We start from the raw sequence: 17,205 nt of genomic DNA, 5'->3' as shown, positions 1-17,205 counted from the left end.
AGCGTTGAACAAGCTTACTGGGTTAGGTATGCCTGAAACTTGTCGTATTGACTAAGAAATACGCGAAACGGGGTGGCTCTATCTCTAAACTTAATTACGCAACAAAGCCATTACTGGTTTCTACTGTCGCCCATAAAGATGAAGTTAAAGGGGTGATAAAACGGTTTTTGAAATCGACCTGTTCTTTAAATTCAGGGGGTAAGACCATACGATAAGCATTTTTCACAGCCCCCAAATCTTCATCAATAGCGCCAACAGGAACATCTACTATCGTCGGAGCATAACCAAGGCATTTATCTTGGGTTTCATTTAGGTCAAGCTCATAACTACCACCTTTTGTAGTTAAAGCTCTAGGTTCAGTGTTTGCGTTATACTTACCATCATTATTTATATCTAGAAAAACGGTAGCGCCTACAATATAACCATCGATTACTTTTCCAGTAGCTTTTTTGTGAATTGTCGGATTACTCCCACCATCACCGCCGCCACCACAAGCTGATAAGGCCAGAACGCACAAAATTGGTATCATCATTTTCATTTTCATTTTCATTTAAATGGATCTCTATTATTTGTTGAGATTTAAAAATATTAAAATAGTAATACTCTTAAATTAGTTAACGAATTCGATGTTGTTTAATGTCATTTACAGCCCTTCACATATTATTACCCATACATATATCAACCTGTTTTCACATTGCTAATTAACCTTCTTGGTTTGGAAAAATGAAAGCCTTGGAATAATATATTAGATCTCTTTGGAAGTAGTCGTAGGTGTTGAGGATTTTCAACGCCTTCGACAATCAAGGTTACATCAATACGCTCAGATAGCTTAACCATAAACTTAAGTGTCTCATTGGCCACAATATCTTCCTGACATTTTTGTAGTAACGACTTATCTAGCTTAATAAAATCAAAATATTTTTCTGATAAAAGGTTAAAATTGGAGTAACCACATCCAAAATCATCAATAGCAAATCGAAAACCTGCCCCTTTAAGAGCAATTATATTTTCTTTAGCATAACTATGTAAAAGACCCTCACTATATTCAACTGTTTCAAATGTTATCTTACTTCTTAACTCTGGAACTAATTTGGTTAATTCCATTACATCATCATAAAAGTCAACGATACTTAAATCTGCATGACTAATGTTAACACTGATATTAGGAAGTGTATCTTGAGTGTTTTTTGCGTATTCAATTATTTTTTTAAAAATTATAATGGTTAATGAGTAATGTAGGTGCGGCTCCGTTGCCAATAATGGCATAAATACACCAGGACCTCCGAACTCTGTGCGTTTCCACCTAAGCAATATTTCCCAAAGGTACTCTTTAGAAGTATTCATACTATAAACGACGGGTTGATAAAAAAGCTCGAACTGAGTCCCTCCCTTTTTTATATCGTGATGTAAAGCTTGGATTACCGAACGGGTTCTAACGTTTTTTTCATAGTCATTAATGTTATATACGTAGACACCATCAATAGATTGAAGTGACTTTTTAACACTGTAAGCCATTCTTCTAAACAACTGATTTTTATCTTGGGGTTTATCAAAATTAGATAGGATCATGCTAGCAAGAGAATAATCAAAAGTTAGGGTTTTATCGCCTACTTTCTTTTCATGAGGCAAAGAGAATTGAATTTTTTGTTGCTGCTCAAGGATTTTTTTTTCTTCCCAGGGGGTATCGCTTTCAAATACAAGAACAATGTATTTGTCTTCAAACAAACCGATAACCCTTGGTGAAAGTGTCTCACTTAGGTAGTGATGTAATTCTGTTTTAACTATTCGACTAGTTTTTGAATCGAAAAACTTATAGAAATCTGCAGATCTCCCAACACAGATTACATGCATGATCTTGTAGGTACTTCTGTTTGTTCTTAATAATTTTTCTTGAATATAGTTGATGTTAGGTAAATCTGTTTCTTCACAGAAAAAACGTTTGAGCCTTTGTTTATTTTGTTCTCGTTCAAGTCTTTGCTGAACAAAAGATAGCTTTTTTTTACCTTCCGACGACTTCAGATGAAATGATGTGCATATTATTAGTAATGTAATAAAGAACAGACAAAGTAAATTAACAGTAGACAACACGGCACCCCGAATAAAGTGATATGCATCGCATTTTGCGATGCAACAGAATGATTGTATTCTTACTTATGAGATTCACACAAATAAAAACAAATCTGACCACTTAATAGTCATCTACTTGAATTGAGTGTAATTGTGCAAATTTATAAATATCACGCACGAAAACACCACTAACCGCATATTGTACATCCCGTAATATCCCGACAACTTCATAACATAATAGCCACCAAATTACGCCACAGTGCCATTTCAGGGGGGTAATGATTGCATCGCTTTTTTTAGTATTTATTTACGCTATAAAAAACTGACAGTGATCGCGATATTTAATGGGGAGGGATTGAAATCAGCAACTTTATCTGGGTTACATCACTACATACCCTTGATGAAACCAATCTGTTTGGAAGTGAAACAAACCATAAATTTAATCAAATGCACGCTAGAGGGTAAGTTAAGTCCTAACGCAAACACCTAATCCTAACCTCAACTATCTGAATAGATGGGAAATCTCCATTGAAAGGAGAGCAGGACATTTTGATGGATAAAACTAAATAAAAGAGGGAGTCGTTCTGCATAATTAACTGAACAATAATTGATGCTAGGAAAACTAACGAAGAGTCATAGTTCATAGCGACGTAAAGTCGTCAACAGCTAACGTTGTTGTAGGTATTAGCAGAATCATCCAGTACAAATCAGCACTGAGGTAGTAAAGCTACATAAAGGCTGGTCAAGGCAATCTGCAATGAATAGTTTAGTGTAATTACACTAATTTACTGTCGAATGGGTAGTCACTGGATATATTTGGCCAGTATTACTGTGAGTTTGCCAAATCATCGGTAGAAGATAACGCAATTAAGGTTACTATGTTTATCTCGATACCTCTGATTATTTTAGCTTTCACAACAATTAGGCTATTAGTATCCTGCAGTAAGTTATCTCAATGGCCTGTACGCTTTCAAGTCAATAAAACAACCCAACCAACACGACTGACAACAGTACGCCGCCGATAAAACTCGGGCCGTGGAATGGTCTAACTTTAGATTTAACGTACTCTTTCTGAAGTTCTTCTTGGTAAGTTTTAACGGCGAGTTCTTTTACGTAGTTATTTTGCATAATAAGCTCCTTCTTATTGGGTAAGAGAAGCTTAAGACTTGAAGTTAGGTTGAGGTAAAGAAAAATTTCACATTAATTGATTACTTCGGGATTGTTACTCTAGAATGACTCTGAACACATCATTGTTCACACCGCCAACATCCACTAATTCTCCCGGCTTCATAAGAAGTAAGGTGTTTAATTGGCGCTTTGAACGTGGTGCTCTATTTTCTCTGATCACTAAGATATCAACTAAGTAACCTGAGTTTTGCTTTGATAGTGAGCCCGAGAGAGTAACACTCTCTCTTCTATCGGCTAGAACCGAATTAAATGTTTTATCTTCTAACACACCCGCCGAGATCGACGTCTCACCATAAAAAAGCGTGATAGTTGTCGGATCAGGTGTTAGCTCTTGATTAGATGAACACCCCACTATCGCTAGGCACAACAATAAAATAACTCGAAATTGCATACACTTAATTTTCTTTCTCACATTCTAATTCTATTTTCGGTTCTTGGTACATCGCTTCTATGAACCCCAACTTAATTACCCAGAATCAAGTTTAAGCTTCTTCAATCTGGAACTGAATAGGTACCTTCAAAATACTCGATACGCTCTAAAATCATTCTTAGCTTACACTCTTCGATTTGAACCCCGGCCCAAACGGAAGGCGTATACGCTTGACCTATAAATTCACAATCTGCGTCTCTGTATTTCAACCAAGCTTGTTGAGCTCTTCGGAAAGGTCCTTCTAGATCGATGTGAAACTCGATTTTTTGCAATTCGGTTTCTTCCTCGACTATTCGCATAATGGCTTCTTGATATGTTTTATTGAGATCGATATTTGCTACTTTCATTTTCTCTTCGACACACAGATAACCCGCAGTAACCCCTCCACCTTCAACGTTACAAGGGTCTTCATCATCAACAGCGAAACAAGATGTAGTAACTAACGCCAGTACAATTAATGACTTTTTCAAAAGCATCTCCAATACAGTTCAAAATCTGCGATATCTACTCGACAAGCAGTAGTTCGAATCACCAGTATTGATCATTTCTTCGGGCTCAGGCTAGCTAAACGTTTGACTAACTATTTCTAACGGTATGAAAGTGTTCGGCACAAGCCGACAATTTCAAGAAGGAGCAGATCAGATCATCACCGACAATCTGACCGCTTAGTTTGAAGTGGGTTTAATTATGTTTAAGCAATAACATCTTGTGGTGGTGTACCTTCGCAGTTGGAAACGACTGCATCAATTTGAATTAGAGCATTCATAGAAATCTCTGAAACCCCAACCACCGTTCTTGCCGGTAATTCAGCATTAAAGAATGTTGTGTAGACCTCATTCACTGTATCAATGTCTGAAACATTTTTAAGCTGAATATTAATTTTCACAGTATCGTCCATACAATGATCAACACTTTCAATGATCGCCTTAATATTTTGTAAACATTGTTCCGCTTGCTCTTTTACACCACCAGCAACCATTTCATTTGTTTTCGGGTCTAAAGGTAATTGGCCTGAAATATGATTGTAGTGAGAGAAAGCAACGGTGTGCGAATAAGCCATGAAAGGGGCATCGACAGTATTATTAGCTTCAATAACCAACAAGCGAGTGTCTTCTGGTAATTGCGGCGGTGTACCGTCGCCATGTGAAACGGATGTATCAATTTGAATTAAAGCGCCCATTGGTAGTTCAGCAGCATTAACAACCGTTCGCGCTGGTACATAACTTGGGAAGAACTTAGCGCAAACTTCATTTACCACTTCCGCATCTGCGATATTTTTCACGTAGATAGTCGTTTTAACCACATCATTCATGACATGACCGATACTCTCTAGAACCGCTTTAATGTTTGATAGACATTGTGCCGTTTGCTCTGTGATACCACCTGAAACCAACTCACCTGTATTTACATCGATAGGCAATTGAGCCGAAAGGTTGTTGTAGTGAGAAAAAGCCGCAGTCTGCGTCGATACAGTACTTTGAGGCGCGTTATCTGTATTTCTTGATACCTTAACTAGCGCGCAAGGTGCTTGTGGTTTAGTGCCTTCGCCGTTTGAAATAAGCGCATCCATTTGAACTAAAGCGTCACTGTTCGGTAGCGCAGCTACGCCCACGACTGTACGTGTCGGCAGGCTGTTTTGGAAGAAGCTTGCGTAAACCTCATCAATAGCATCGATATCAGAAATATTCTTAACGAAAACATTAATCTTCACAACATCATCCATAACATGGTCGATGCTTTCAACAATGGCCTTAATATTATTTAAGCATTGTGCTGCTTGGTCTTTAATATCACCAATCACTACTTCACCTGTTTTAGGGTCAACAGGTAATTGAGCTGAAAAGTTATTATAATGAGAAAAAGCGACCGTTTGTGTAGATACAGAATTAATTGGTGCATTTTCAGTATTTCTTGAAATTTTAATGATATCGCTACTCATCGGAATTATCCTTTTAATAATATAGGAATACGTATTTATATTTAACAATCGTATTGGAAAGAATGATTAAAGTAGCGCCATGTTAAGTGAATTATTTTAGGGTAAACGTGATATACATCAGACTCTCAGTTGACTATAAATCAGCAGGTTACAGAATAATTAGTCATCAAACGACTAATTATCCGTCCCACTAGGCTTTATCAACTGCTAAATTCTCTTTAATTTTAAGTCTATTCAATAATCCTGAATACTCTCTCAGGTAATTGAAAGGATAATTACCAAAATTTAGATGATATTTGATAGGTTGTTCACACTAAAACTCCGTTACTAGCTAGGTTAGTAACTTTATCCCTTATACCCGTGCATAAACTCTTAGGCTATTTAATTAATTATTTTCGAGAGTTTATTTTATATAAGTACGTTAATAATATATTCGAGAATCAAATACCTACAATCTGACAATGCCTATGATTAGATACATTTACTCATATAATTCAACAAATATGAGACTCAGGGGGATGACATGAGAAGTATGGTGTTCAGCCAAGACATGGGACTTTCAGGAATCACGATGGCATCAACGAAGAGCAATCGACACCATAGATTTTGGCACCATAGCTCTCAACAGATAGTTTCGTTGAAAGAAGAGCTAAACCGCTCTTGGAGTGGTATTGAAGTGGCGCTTAAATTCGCGACTGAATTGGGATGGGCTCGAGTAGCCGACTCGGCGAGCAGCATCGCTGATGCGAAGGCCTTCTAGCTGAATCAGTTCTTTGGCTTTGTTGAGTCTTACCTTCTTCAAATATTGAAGAGGAGATTCAAAGGTGACATTACGGAATGCATTGTGGAAGGCAGACACGCTCATGTTGGCTTCGTCGGCAAGCGATTGAACAGTGATGGTTTGGTCGTACTCTTCATGCACTTTAGACAGCGCTTTAGCGACACGTGCGTAATGGCCGTCATGATGAGCTAAATCAAACAGCACACGCCCTCCTGAACCGGTTAGGGCGCGGTAGACAATTTCGCTGACCATGGCATCGCCCAATATATTGGCTTCAATGTCACAATGTAGAGTTTTGACCAATCGAGTAAAGCTCTCCAGCATTTGCTCTTCCATTGGCGTCGATTCTAAGCCGCTCGAATTCTGCTTGTGCTTGTTGCAGTAGCTCTCTAGAAAGCCTTGGTCTTCCAGCTTTTTGACTAAGCTGTGCAAGCGCTGAGAATCGATGCTTATCGACAAACCAAGCAATGGTTCGCCATTTACAGGTAAGGCTTCACACTCCAATGGCATTGGCACGCCTACCACAAGATAATCACCAGCAGCGTAAGTAACGGGTCTATCGCCAATATAGATGTTCTTTTTGCCCTGCCCGAGCATGATAATACCCGACTGGTAAGTGAATGGCTGACGTTGATTCCCGCCACTGCTTCTATACAACCACACACCGCCAATTTCAGTTTCTCTGATCCCTTCGAGATCATCCCAACCTTTGTGTTCTACATAAGACTGTAACAACTGCGCGAGTGTTTTCATAAGTGGCGACTTTCCATTCCAAGTGCTAAGAGTAAGTAAGCTAAAGCGGAGAAAGAATATCAAGTTTGTAGAAATAGGCAATTTATTTGGAGGATCAGCTCTTCATCACCCTAGATTACTGTACTAATATGCAAATATAGAAATTGAGCAATCAAATAAAATAATAAATTGAGCTTTACACAAGGAATCTCTAATGCAATTCACTTATGTTAACCCTACAGTTATCCACTTCGGCCAAGGCCAAATCAACGCTATCAGCCAAGCGGTTGATACTTCGAAGAAAGTACTGGTCATCTACGGTGGCGGTTCAATCAAAAGCAACGGTGTTTACGCCCAAGTTGTCGAATCTCTAAAGGATCACGCTTGGATTGAGTTCGCGGGTGTTGAAGCTAACCCAACGAAAGAGACGCTAGATAAAGCCGTCGCTCTTGTTAAAGAAGAAAACGTAGAATTCATTATCGCTGTTGGCGGTGGCTCGGTAATCGACGGTTCTAAATACGTTGCTGCAGCGGCTAAATACGACGGCGACGGTTGGGATATCCTAGCGGGCAAACACCAAGTAACAGAAGCGACACCAATTGGTGCGGTACTGACACTTCCTGCGACAGGTTCTGAATCTAACATGGCCGCTGTAATCACTCGTAAAGAGACTCAAGAGAAACTGGCGTTCATGAACCCTGCGGTACAACCTAAGTTCGCGGTTATGGATCCAGACGTAATGAAGTCTCTTCCAGAGCGTCAATTGATCAACGGTCTAGTTGATGCATGGGTTCACGTGTGTGAACAATACATCACAATGCCAACAGACGCGATGGTTCAAGACGGTTACGCAGAAACACTGCTTAAGAACCTACTTGTACTGGGTAAGCAATACGACGAGCGTGACAACGACGCATGGCGCGCAAACCTAATGTGGACTGCAAACCAAGCGCTTAACGGCCTGATTGGTACTGGCGTTCCTCAAGATTGGGCAACACATATGATTGGCCACGAATTCACAGCACTATGGCACGTAGACCACGCACGTTCTCTTGCGATTGTTCAACCTTCACTACTTCGTAATCAAATCGAAGCGAAGCGTGGCAAGCTAGAGCAAATGGGTCGCAACGTATTTGGCCTAGAAGCGGGTGCTGATTTAGCCGAGCGCACTATTGCTGCAATCGAAGCCTTCTACCACAGCCTAGACGTTGCAACTATGTTCGACGGTTACGAAGCAACTAAAGCGGCAGCAATCGACAACGTTGTTGCTCAACTTGAATCACACGGTTACCTAGAGCTTGGCGAGAACAAAGCAATCACGCCTCAGAAAACGCGTGAGATTTTAGAGTCTGCAATTCAATAGCAGCCAAAATTAAAGCAAGGAAAACAAGGTTCTAAAGAAAATCACCATAATCTAAAAATTTATTCCGTGAAACTGAACCAAATTCTTTGCCTTTGCGTATATCCTCAAGCAGCGTCCAAATCAGGCGCTGCTTTTTAATTTGCCCTACAAGATGCTATTAAATTCTCATAAGTCCTTAATTTAATGTGCAATCATATTTCTATATTGTTAAGGTAAACCTGTCTCTTTATTAGGTATGAACAACGATTTGAACAATCTCAAGGAAATGGTTAAGTTTAAGTCACTTAACAAGTGGTATGGTGATTTTCATGCCCTAAAGGATATCGATTTAAAGATTGAACAAGGAGAGATACTGGTGATTTGCGGGCCATCAGGTTCGGGTAAATCAACTTTAATCCGTTGTATCAATCAGCTAGAACCTTTCGAAAGTGGCGAGCTTTGCGTGTTAGAACAAGTACTTCCGAGTAAATTCAACACACCTGGCCAAGTCGGAATGGTGTTTCAGCATTTTCATTTATTCCCCCATCTTACCGTGCTTGAAAACCTGACTCTGTCTCCAATACGTACGCTGAAAAAAAGCAAACGAGAAGCCGAGAAGCTTGCAATGCACTATCTCGAGCGCGTACACATCGCTGAACAAGCCAACAAATACCCAGTACAACTTTCTGGCGGTCAGCAACAACGTGTAGCTATCGCCCGTTCGCTGTGCATGAAGCCTGAATTACTGCTTTTTGATGAACCGACTTCAGCGCTTGATCCGGAGATGATCAACGAAGTGCTCGACGTGATGGTTGAACTGGCGAGCGAAGGTATCACCATGGTGTGTGTGACCCACGAAATGGGCTTTGCGAAACAAGTGGCCGACCGCGTTATCTTCATGGATGAAGGACAAATTGTGGAATCGAATACGCCACAAGCGCTCTTTGAAAACCCTCAACATGAACGTACTCAAGCGTTCCTAAATCAGATCCTGACTTATTGATGTTGATTCGAATTATTAAACCCGCCCTATCTGCTTTGGTACAGATTGTTGTACTGGTGGCTGCTGTTGTTTGGATTCTCGACTCTGGCGCACAAACCATGGGATACAGCTGGCAATGGGAGCGTGTGCCGGACTATATTGCTTTCTATGAAGATGGTGAATGGTGGCCTGCAGAATTAGTTGAAGGGCTACTGGTTACCATCAATATCTCTCTGATTTCTTTGGTTGCTACGCTGATCATTGGTTTAACGACGGCGCTATTGAGGAACTCAAATTCTGTGGTTGGACGCACCTTAGCCACCAGCTATGTTGAGTTGATTCGTAACACGCCGTTATTAGTACAAATTTATTTGCTCTATTTTGTATTTGGCCCCGTGTTAGGGCTGGATCGCTTTAGCACTGCCGTTTTAGCCTTGGCACTTTTCCAAGGCGCTTACACCGCCGAGATATTTCGTGCCGGTTTAAATGGTATTGCGAGAGGACAATTTGAAGCAGCTCAATCCTTGGGCTTATCAAAGACCTATACTTACTGGGATGTGATTCTTCCTCAGGTGGTGCAACGTACCTTGCCACCTTTGACTAATGAAGTGATCTCTCTTATTAAAAACTCTTCAATTGTGAGTGTCATGGCTATTTTTGACCTGACGACTGAAGCCAGAAACATTGTTTCTGAAACCGCGATGCCATTCGAGATTTGGTTCTCTGTGGCGATCATTTATCTTGCTCTTACACTTTCACTTTCTGCCGTTGCTGCTTGGCTTGAGCATAAGCTCGGGGCTAACTGGCGAACACAATAAGGATTTATCAGCATGAAGCTATTTAAAACCGCGATTACAGCCCTACTTGCGCTTGCCGTAAGTTTGCCTGCACTTGCTTCTGAAACGCCTAACCTCGATAAAATCAACGAACGTGGCTCACTGCGCGTTGGGATGTCGACATTTGTTCCTTGGGCGATGCGTAACAAACAAGGCGATCTCGTTGGCTTTGAAATCGACGTGGCGAAACGCCTTGCCGAAGATTCTGGTTGGAAAGTCGAATTTGTACCTACGGCATGGGACGGTATTATCCCTTCTCTATTATCGAAAAAATTTGATGTAATCATCGGCGGTATGTCTATCACTGAAGCGCGAGCTAAAAGCGTATTGTTCACTGAACCTTACTCGCACTCTGGCGTTCAACTGGCGGCTAACAAAGAGCTAGCGGAAGGTTTTACTCAGATCTCTGATTTTGATTCTCGCCGCGTAAAAATTGCAGCACGTCGTGGAGCATTCACGGTTCAAGTCGCTCGTGAAACCTTCCCTAAAGCGAAAGTTCTACAGTTCGATGACGATGCTCAAGCATTCCAAGAAGTGTTAAACGGCAACGCGCACGCGGTTATCGCGTCTAGCCCGAAACCAGAACACGAAACGATCAAAAATGCAGACACGCTATTTATTCCATTTGAAGAGCGTCTATCAAAAGGTAACGAAGCATTTGCAGTTCGCCTAGGTGAAACTGACAAGGCAGAATTCTTCAACGAATGGATCAAAGCACGTACTGAAGACGGTTGGTTGAAAGAGCGTTACGAGTACTGGTTCTATACTCTAGATTGGCAGGACCAGATTGCTCAAGGTCAGTAATCTGAACTTTTGCTAGTGAATCGAGGCAGTGCGTTGTCTGCACTGCCTCGATTCGGCAACTTGATTCGCTTTAATGATGATCTAAAACTCAACAAAACAGCCTACTAATTATTATTGTTTAAACAGGAATGACGTGAGTAGTACTAGCGCATTAACAACACCTAAGCCCAACGTTTATATGAAGCCTTGGTATCAACGCCTTAACCTTTTGGATGGCGTGTTACTCGCTGTCATTTGTGTGTTTGCAGGCTGGCTTTATTATCGTTCTGCTGTTGGTATCAACTACCAGTGGCGCTGGGAAGATGCGTTTACCCTAATTTTCATTCCACCTTCTCAAGGCAGTATTCCCTACTTCTTCCAAGGCTTGATCGCTACACTGCGCTTGAGTGTCTGGAGTATGGTGTTAGCACTCTCTTTTGGCACATTGTTAGGTGTAGCAAGACACTCAAAGATCGCTTTCTTCAAAACACCGGCACTGATTTTTATCCAGTTGGTTCGAAATATTCCGCCACTGGTGTTTGTCTTCATATTCTATTTCTTCGTTTCTAACCAACTGATTCCATTACTTGGTTTAGAAAGTATCTTACGTGAACACAATGGCGAGATTAACGCTGTTCAAGCCTTTCTGTTTGGTCCTGCTAACCTTTGGGAAAACTTAGCGTCTGGTGTTATCTGTATTGGTTTGCTCTCTTCAGCTTACATTGCGGAAGTGATTCGAGCGGGTTTAGAAGGTATTCCTAAAGGCCAATGGGAAGCGGCCGATTCGCTTGGCTTGTCTGCATTGTCTAAGTATCGATTTGTGGTTGGCCCACAAGTATTAACTGCCATCACCCCACCATTGGCAGGCCAAGCAATCTCCTTGGTTAAAGACACGTCGATTGTGTCTCTGATTTCCATCCAAGAGATGACGTTTGTTGGAACTGAAATGGCAAACTCCTCGGGTTTGATCTTCGAGATCTGGTTGATTGTAGGCTTCGTATATTTTGCTTTATGCTTTGCGCTTTCGCGTCTGTTCAAAGTGATTGAGCAACGTTCTAGTGCTTACCTTAACCATCAGTGACGTCATTAATAGTACCGATTCGCCCGACCATTCATTGCCCTTATCAATCTCACCTGGTTGGTTTAAGTTGTTGACCAATCGGGATTTATCCCTTCATATTCCCTCTTAGAAACACAGCAAAAAACTCGTTTAATCACTATACTTAACATATCGAACTACGTTGATTCTTCTCAAGGACATCACTCAACATGGACAATCATAAAGAAAGAGCTTTTTACGCCGTTGTCGGCGCATTGGTTGGAGACGCCGCTTCCATGGGGTTGCACTGGCTGTATGACCAAGAGAGGATCTTACACGTGGCTGGTTTCGAGCCAGAATTTCGCTCACCGAATCAGTTCGATTATCAAGACAAAGGCTACTTTGCGCACCAAGGAAAAACGTCCGGTGAGCACTCGCAATACGGTGCTCAGTTATTGGCGATGGTCGATAGTTTAGTCGACAACCAAAAATACGATGAAGCGAGCTATATTCAACATTTCCGCAAATGGTTTGATTTCGGTGGTAGTTGGCAAGGCTACATTGATAAAGCGACGCGCATGAGCTTGCTGAACATCCATCAATTAGAACTAGAGGGCGCCCCGATTACTGCCTGTGGCGCAGACGATACGCAGCTCCCCGCAGTTTCAAAGATCATTCCATTAGTAGCCTGTACTTATACCTCTCACACCTTACCAGCGATGGTAGAGAGCGCGGTACGAGTGACCAACAACAACGACAAAGCCGTGGAATGGGCGCAAGCCATCACCCTGTTGATTCAAGCAGCGATTCAAGGCAACTCACCATTACAGTCCGTAGAAATGGTGCGACAAACTTGCAGCAGATTTATACATGATCAAATCGATGAAGCATTGGCTGAACCTGAGCTTTCAATAACAGATGCCGCGAAGAAGTTTGGATTGCATTGTGAACTGAGTGCCGCATTTCCCTTGCTAATTCGCATCATTGCGGGTGCTCAGAGCTATAAACAAGGTATTCGAGACAATATCTTATGTGGCGGTGACAGCTGCGGGCGTGCGATTGTGATTGGCGCGGTATTAGCGGCGTGTTTCTACGAAGAAGACGGAGCGATTCCAACAGAATGGCTGAGCCAAGTAGAACTCAATTGTGGTGTGCTGTCTTTGCCTATTGAGTGACAATGACAACACAACGGCACACTGTGCCGTTGAGGTTAATAACTAATGCTTGGAATTACTGACGCCACATATAGACAAACTGATCGTTTTTCGAGGTAATTTCGAAGCCAAACCTTAAATACAACTCCCCAACTCGATTACCGTGTAAATAACACAACTCCACAGGCTTATTGAGTTTGGCTGCTTGAGCTAAGCAATCAGTTAAAACTTGGCTACCAATACCTTTGCCATGATATTCAGGCAGTAGGAAGAATCGGCAAAAATAGAAGTGGTCGCCTTTGTCTTGCAACAACACACTACCAATCGCTTTACCTTGATATTCAATGATTTCAGGCCGTTCTTCTGCCCACTCTTCGGCGTGTATATCTCGTTGAATTTGCTTATCCCAACCAAAAACAGCTTTGATTGGCTCAAATTCAGCCGCCTTTTTTAGCTCGAACAGAAATTCATAATCTGGTAACTGAGCAGGTCTTGTTGAATACTTCAAAATACCTCCAACAATAATTTGCTCTGGCTTCATTTTCGTTTAAACCGGGACATAGTAACCCCGATCAAACCCAAAAATGCCACGCTTAAATGTTCACTTTGGTTCTAGTTGGTAACGTAAAACTTCGTGTTTATCTTGCTCCGAGTAAAAGGTATTCAGGAATTGTCCACCGCACCTCTCAATGACCTTTTGCGAAGCTATATTTCCCCTCTCACAGGTAATAATAGCGCTTTCGGACAATACGTGCCGTTGAACCCAAGACAACATATGACTTGCGATACCCCGCCCTCTGGTTTGCGGCAGCGTCTCATATCCAATATGGCCTATGACATCGTGAATGTACGGACTGGTGCCATGACGAACTCTTATCACTCCAAGAATACGTCCAGACTCGACACAAAAATAAGTAGAAGCAGGCGTCCAACCTTCTGGCAGTTCCTCACCTTTTGAATAAGCGACTCGCCTTTTTAAATACGTATCACTACTGTCAGAAATACCTGTATAAATTTCTAACCCATCCTCAGAGCAAGCATTCACATAGTGATAAAAGGCACTTGAGTACGAAATATCAGCTTTGACCATGTCCATATAGTTTCGATTCCTAGTTACTGCTCTTTCGGGTTTAGCGATCAAGTCTAAGCTAAGTGCATGGTGTATTCTTGATGCCCTGTATGTTCATCAACTTGTTCGCTCACAATAGAGAAACCTTGAGACAAGTAGAACTCAATGGTCGCTTGATTCTCTTTATACACATTCAAAGACAAGTTGGGGCATTCAAACTTGGCATGTTGCATGAGGCGTTTCCCTATGCCACTCCCTTGATACTCAGGGCAGACAAAGATCGCGGCCAAGATCCCTTCATAAAGTGAATAAAACCCGCGAACTTCCCCATCCACTTGGAACACATAGGTTTGTGATGCTGGAAGGTAGATATCGCGCATATTGCCAACCTGCGACTCCCAGAACTCAGGAGCCACAAAATCATGCGCCTTGATTGAGGCGGTTAACCAAATATCTAAAACGGTTTCAATATCGGCTGGACGGTATTGTCTGATCATCTTAATTCTCTGGATTTATTGCGGTTTAATAAGCGAGTCAGTATGCCGAGATGCGACTTAAACTTATTGAAGATTTACGACAATTGTTTGAAACAATGGTTACTGCTTCTTAACGTACTTCGCTGTAACCAGCATTTCACCGCCACCATCCAGCTTGCAATCTAACTGATGATCTTTGCCTTCATTTATTCGTCTGATTACCGCTTTAGTGCCGATTTTCAGTACAGAAGAACTGCCTTTAATTTTTAGATCTTTAATGAAGGTAACTTTATCGCCACTTTCCAATACAACGCCATTTACGTCCTTAACACGCGCGGCTTCTCTTTCTAAACGCTCTTCTTCTGGGTTCCACTCATAGGCACACTCAGGGCAGATTAGGTTGTTTTGGTCTGGGTAGACATATTCAGATTGGCATTGCGGACAAGGAGGTAAAGACATACGTTAAGACTTCATTTAAATAAAATTTGCGTCCATTTTAATGACTCTTGTTAGGCTTAGCGAGCACAAATCGAACCAATTTTCAGTAGCGTAATTTAACTTAGAAAAGAGCAGTACCTAAAACGAACAAACACAGCCGCTAAGCTGTGTTTGTTTAAGGGCTTGGGAGGCGGAACGGATTAACGTTCGACTTTTGGTGAGTAAATCGAGTAAGCGGTGATTTGCCCTGCCACAATTGCAGAGAACATGAACAACGCCGACAAACCAATACTCGGAATAGGTAAAATCGATTGTTCAAACACCGACTGGCTGGCACTCACTAATACTCGACTACCCGGAACCAAGATGATGATCCCCTGCACGATATAAATAGAGCCCGTGAGCTCCATCTTCTTGGCAATCCAAGTCCCGTACAAAGTAATAAGAACCGTCGTAACCCAAGTACCGACAACCCAACCACTGTCAAAACCTAGATAGAACGGCCCCCACATACCCAGAACTGCCACTGGCAAGCCAAGTAAGATGTCTTTAGGACGCGCATTGAACATCACACCAATCGACACCGAGATCAACACCAAACCAGATATGTGCATCCATGTCGGAACCGCATTCGTATAGTCAATGGAGACCGCTTGTCCCCATATCGCTTCACCAATGTTGAGCCCCATAATAATCCCGACAAACAGCTTTATCAGGGTTAATGCGCTCTGCCCTAACAAACTGGTACCAGAGACGAGATCATTAAACGCCAAACATTCTAGTGCGTTGGCTATGGATAACCCGGGGACAAACAAGACAATCGAAGCGATACATAACGCCCACACCGGGATCGGCAACCCTGTGCTTGCCAAAAATGCCACGAAGATACCCGTTAATAGTGCCGAGATGAATTCAACCGCAATAGCGCGACGTGAATGAAGAACTTGCTGACATACCCAAACCATCAGACCCAGTAATGCAGAAAAGCCAACCGCTTCTAACGTACTGCCAATTAGCATCAGATACGCTGGCGGAATACCCATATTGGCCAGTGCCGTCACAAGTTTAGAGTAACCGACAGGCTCTGGCACAGGCTCACTGCTCGGTTGGTTAATACGAATGATGGTATTGGCCAACAAACTCAAGTTAATCGAAGCAGGCTTTAGACGTTTAAGAATAACGGCGTTGTTATCGTCTGGAAATTGATAATTAATCGCGGTTGGCGTTGCTTGGATCATCACATCAACACCATGCTTTTTTGCATAGAATTGGGTGTATTTCTCTAGCTTGTAAGGAGCACAACCACTGCGATGAAGAGTGTCACCAATTTCAACAATTTTGTTAATTCGGAACTGAGAAGGCATGGGAATTTTTGGGGAGACAAAATGTGCGGCAAATGTACCAAACGATAGAGGTAATGACGAGAGTTTTGCATGAATTATCAACTAAATTCGTTACTTTTTTCTTCGAACGCTTAGAGGAGCCTATAACTCGACCCACCTCGGATTCGCTTGATGAATACTTTGACAGACTGGCAAGTTAAAATCATGCATCCAGATTGTTATTAATGGGCATCAAAAATACAAATGGAAACCAGTTTATGTTAACAGTCAAATTGCCTGTATTTATGTAGATTTTATGATGAGAAAACACCACTAAAATAGGTTTATAAATCCAACTGAATGGGTCTTAGAAAGAGCGGAGGGTTCTTTGTTGTTTCTCGCCCTACGTTTAACGAGACTTTAGTCACATTTTATTCACTCTGAAAGCGCCGAACATGATGGAAAAACTAGCGGAGTGGTGGTTATGCGAGCACTTAGAATAAAAATGAAAGAAAAAGGTTTCGTTTTCAGTTAGATGTGGCATTATCAAACTCGTTAAGACGATGTGCGTACATCGTATAATGGCTATTACCTCAGCCTTCCAAGCTGATGATGCGGGTTCGATTC

General features: G+C 41.8%; 18 protein-coding genes. 6 read left to right on the top strand and 12 right to left on the bottom strand.

All coding sequences use genetic code 11. The annotated features are described in order from the left end of the window. Positions 1-94: 94 nt before the first annotated feature. The 7 genes from AB6C75_RS20420 to AB6C75_RS20390 all read right to left on the bottom strand — a co-directional run bounded on the left by AB6C75_RS20420 (position 95) and on the right by AB6C75_RS20390 (position 7,158). A complete protein-coding gene (locus AB6C75_RS20420; RefSeq protein WP_372108959.1) occupies positions 95-550 on the bottom strand; it encodes a hypothetical protein in 456 nt (151 codons plus the stop codon). Between the two features lie 128 nt (positions 551-678). After that, entirely contained in the window at positions 679-2,088 is a 1,410-nt protein-coding gene (locus AB6C75_RS20415) for an EAL domain-containing protein (RefSeq protein ID WP_372108958.1), read from the bottom strand. 954 nt (positions 2,089-3,042) lie between these two features. Further along, positions 3,043-3,195, bottom strand: coding sequence for a hypothetical protein (locus AB6C75_RS20410; RefSeq protein WP_017102882.1), 153 nt, complete (start codon positions 3,193-3,195; stop codon positions 3,043-3,045). Positions 3,196-3,289: 94 nt separating this feature from the next. After that, positions 3,290-3,646, bottom strand: a complete 357-nt coding sequence (locus tag AB6C75_RS20405; protein ID WP_017101361.1) for a hypothetical protein — start codon at positions 3,644-3,646, stop codon at positions 3,290-3,292. Positions 3,647-3,747: 101 nt separating this feature from the next. Continuing rightward, positions 3,748-4,161 (bottom strand): lysozyme inhibitor LprI family protein, encoded by a 414-nt coding sequence (locus AB6C75_RS20400; protein WP_017102883.1) that lies wholly within the window; start codon positions 4,159-4,161, stop codon positions 3,748-3,750. Between the two features lie 215 nt (positions 4,162-4,376). Beyond that, complete coding sequence (locus AB6C75_RS20395; protein WP_372108955.1) at positions 4,377-5,624, bottom strand: RidA family protein; 1,248 nt, start codon at positions 5,622-5,624, stop codon at positions 4,377-4,379. 649 nt (positions 5,625-6,273) lie between these two features. Beyond that, entirely contained in the window at positions 6,274-7,158 is an 885-nt protein-coding gene (locus AB6C75_RS20390) for an AraC family transcriptional regulator N-terminal domain-containing protein (protein WP_372108953.1), read from the bottom strand. 193 nt (positions 7,159-7,351) lie between these two features. On the opposite strand from AB6C75_RS20390, the gene AB6C75_RS20385 reads away from it, so the two are divergent. The 6 genes from AB6C75_RS20385 to AB6C75_RS20360 all read left to right on the top strand — a co-directional run bounded on the left by AB6C75_RS20385 (position 7,352) and on the right by AB6C75_RS20360 (position 13,294). Then, complete coding sequence (locus AB6C75_RS20385; protein ID WP_372108951.1) at positions 7,352-8,500, top strand: iron-containing alcohol dehydrogenase; 1,149 nt, start codon at positions 7,352-7,354, stop codon at positions 8,498-8,500. 235 nt (positions 8,501-8,735) lie between these two features. Then, on the top strand, positions 8,736-9,482 hold the full coding sequence (locus AB6C75_RS20380) for an amino acid ABC transporter ATP-binding protein (protein ID WP_012600470.1): 747 nt from the start codon (positions 8,736-8,738) through the stop codon (positions 9,480-9,482). Then, the gene (locus AB6C75_RS20375; RefSeq protein WP_009845515.1) at positions 9,482-10,279 is read left to right on the top strand and encodes an amino acid ABC transporter permease; all 798 of its coding nucleotides are present in this window, start codon (positions 9,482-9,484) and stop codon (positions 10,277-10,279) included. The genes AB6C75_RS20380 and AB6C75_RS20375 overlap by 1 nt, the downstream gene beginning before the upstream one ends. Positions 10,280-10,291: 12 nt before the next feature. Then, positions 10,292-11,101: a transporter substrate-binding domain-containing protein gene (locus tag AB6C75_RS20370; protein WP_372108949.1), complete on the top strand. Its 810-nt coding sequence runs from the start codon at positions 10,292-10,294 to the stop codon at positions 11,099-11,101. Positions 11,102-11,234: 133 nt separating this feature from the next. Next, positions 11,235-12,161 (top strand): amino acid ABC transporter permease, encoded by a 927-nt coding sequence (locus tag AB6C75_RS20365; RefSeq protein ID WP_017102887.1) that lies wholly within the window; start codon positions 11,235-11,237, stop codon positions 12,159-12,161. A 188-nt stretch (positions 12,162-12,349) separates the two neighbouring features. Next, the gene (locus AB6C75_RS20360; RefSeq protein ID WP_009845518.1) at positions 12,350-13,294 is read left to right on the top strand and encodes an ADP-ribosylglycohydrolase family protein; all 945 of its coding nucleotides are present in this window, start codon (positions 12,350-12,352) and stop codon (positions 13,292-13,294) included. A gap of 55 nt (positions 13,295-13,349) precedes the next feature. On the opposite strand, the gene AB6C75_RS20355 is transcribed toward AB6C75_RS20360, so the two are convergent. The 5 genes from AB6C75_RS20355 to AB6C75_RS20335 form a co-directional block, all read right to left on the bottom strand. Then, on the bottom strand, positions 13,350-13,781 hold the full coding sequence (locus tag AB6C75_RS20355) for a GNAT family N-acetyltransferase (RefSeq protein ID WP_372108946.1): 432 nt from the start codon (positions 13,779-13,781) through the stop codon (positions 13,350-13,352). A gap of 93 nt (positions 13,782-13,874) precedes the next feature. Then, on the bottom strand, positions 13,875-14,369 hold the full coding sequence (locus AB6C75_RS20350) for a GNAT family N-acetyltransferase (protein ID WP_372049169.1): 495 nt from the start codon (positions 14,367-14,369) through the stop codon (positions 13,875-13,877). Between the two features lie 47 nt (positions 14,370-14,416). Next, positions 14,417-14,839, bottom strand: a complete 423-nt coding sequence (locus AB6C75_RS20345) for an N-acetyltransferase (RefSeq protein ID WP_372049170.1) — start codon at positions 14,837-14,839, stop codon at positions 14,417-14,419. Positions 14,840-14,938: 99 nt separating this feature from the next. Continuing rightward, complete coding sequence (locus tag AB6C75_RS20340; RefSeq protein WP_004731484.1) at positions 14,939-15,277, bottom strand: zinc ribbon domain-containing protein YjdM; 339 nt, start codon at positions 15,275-15,277, stop codon at positions 14,939-14,941. Between the two features lie 179 nt (positions 15,278-15,456). Further along, entirely contained in the window at positions 15,457-16,620 is a 1,164-nt protein-coding gene (locus AB6C75_RS20335; protein WP_009845522.1) for a threonine/serine exporter family protein, read from the bottom strand. Positions 16,621-17,205 lie beyond the last annotated feature (585 nt).

Source organism: Vibrio sp. 10N.237.312.B06 (assembly GCF_041464685.1).
Classification (GTDB): domain Bacteria; phylum Pseudomonadota; class Gammaproteobacteria; order Enterobacterales; family Vibrionaceae; genus Vibrio; species Vibrio tasmaniensis_A.
Note: the sequence above shows the minus strand (reverse complement) of the source record. Positions and strands in the feature narration are given on the sequence as shown.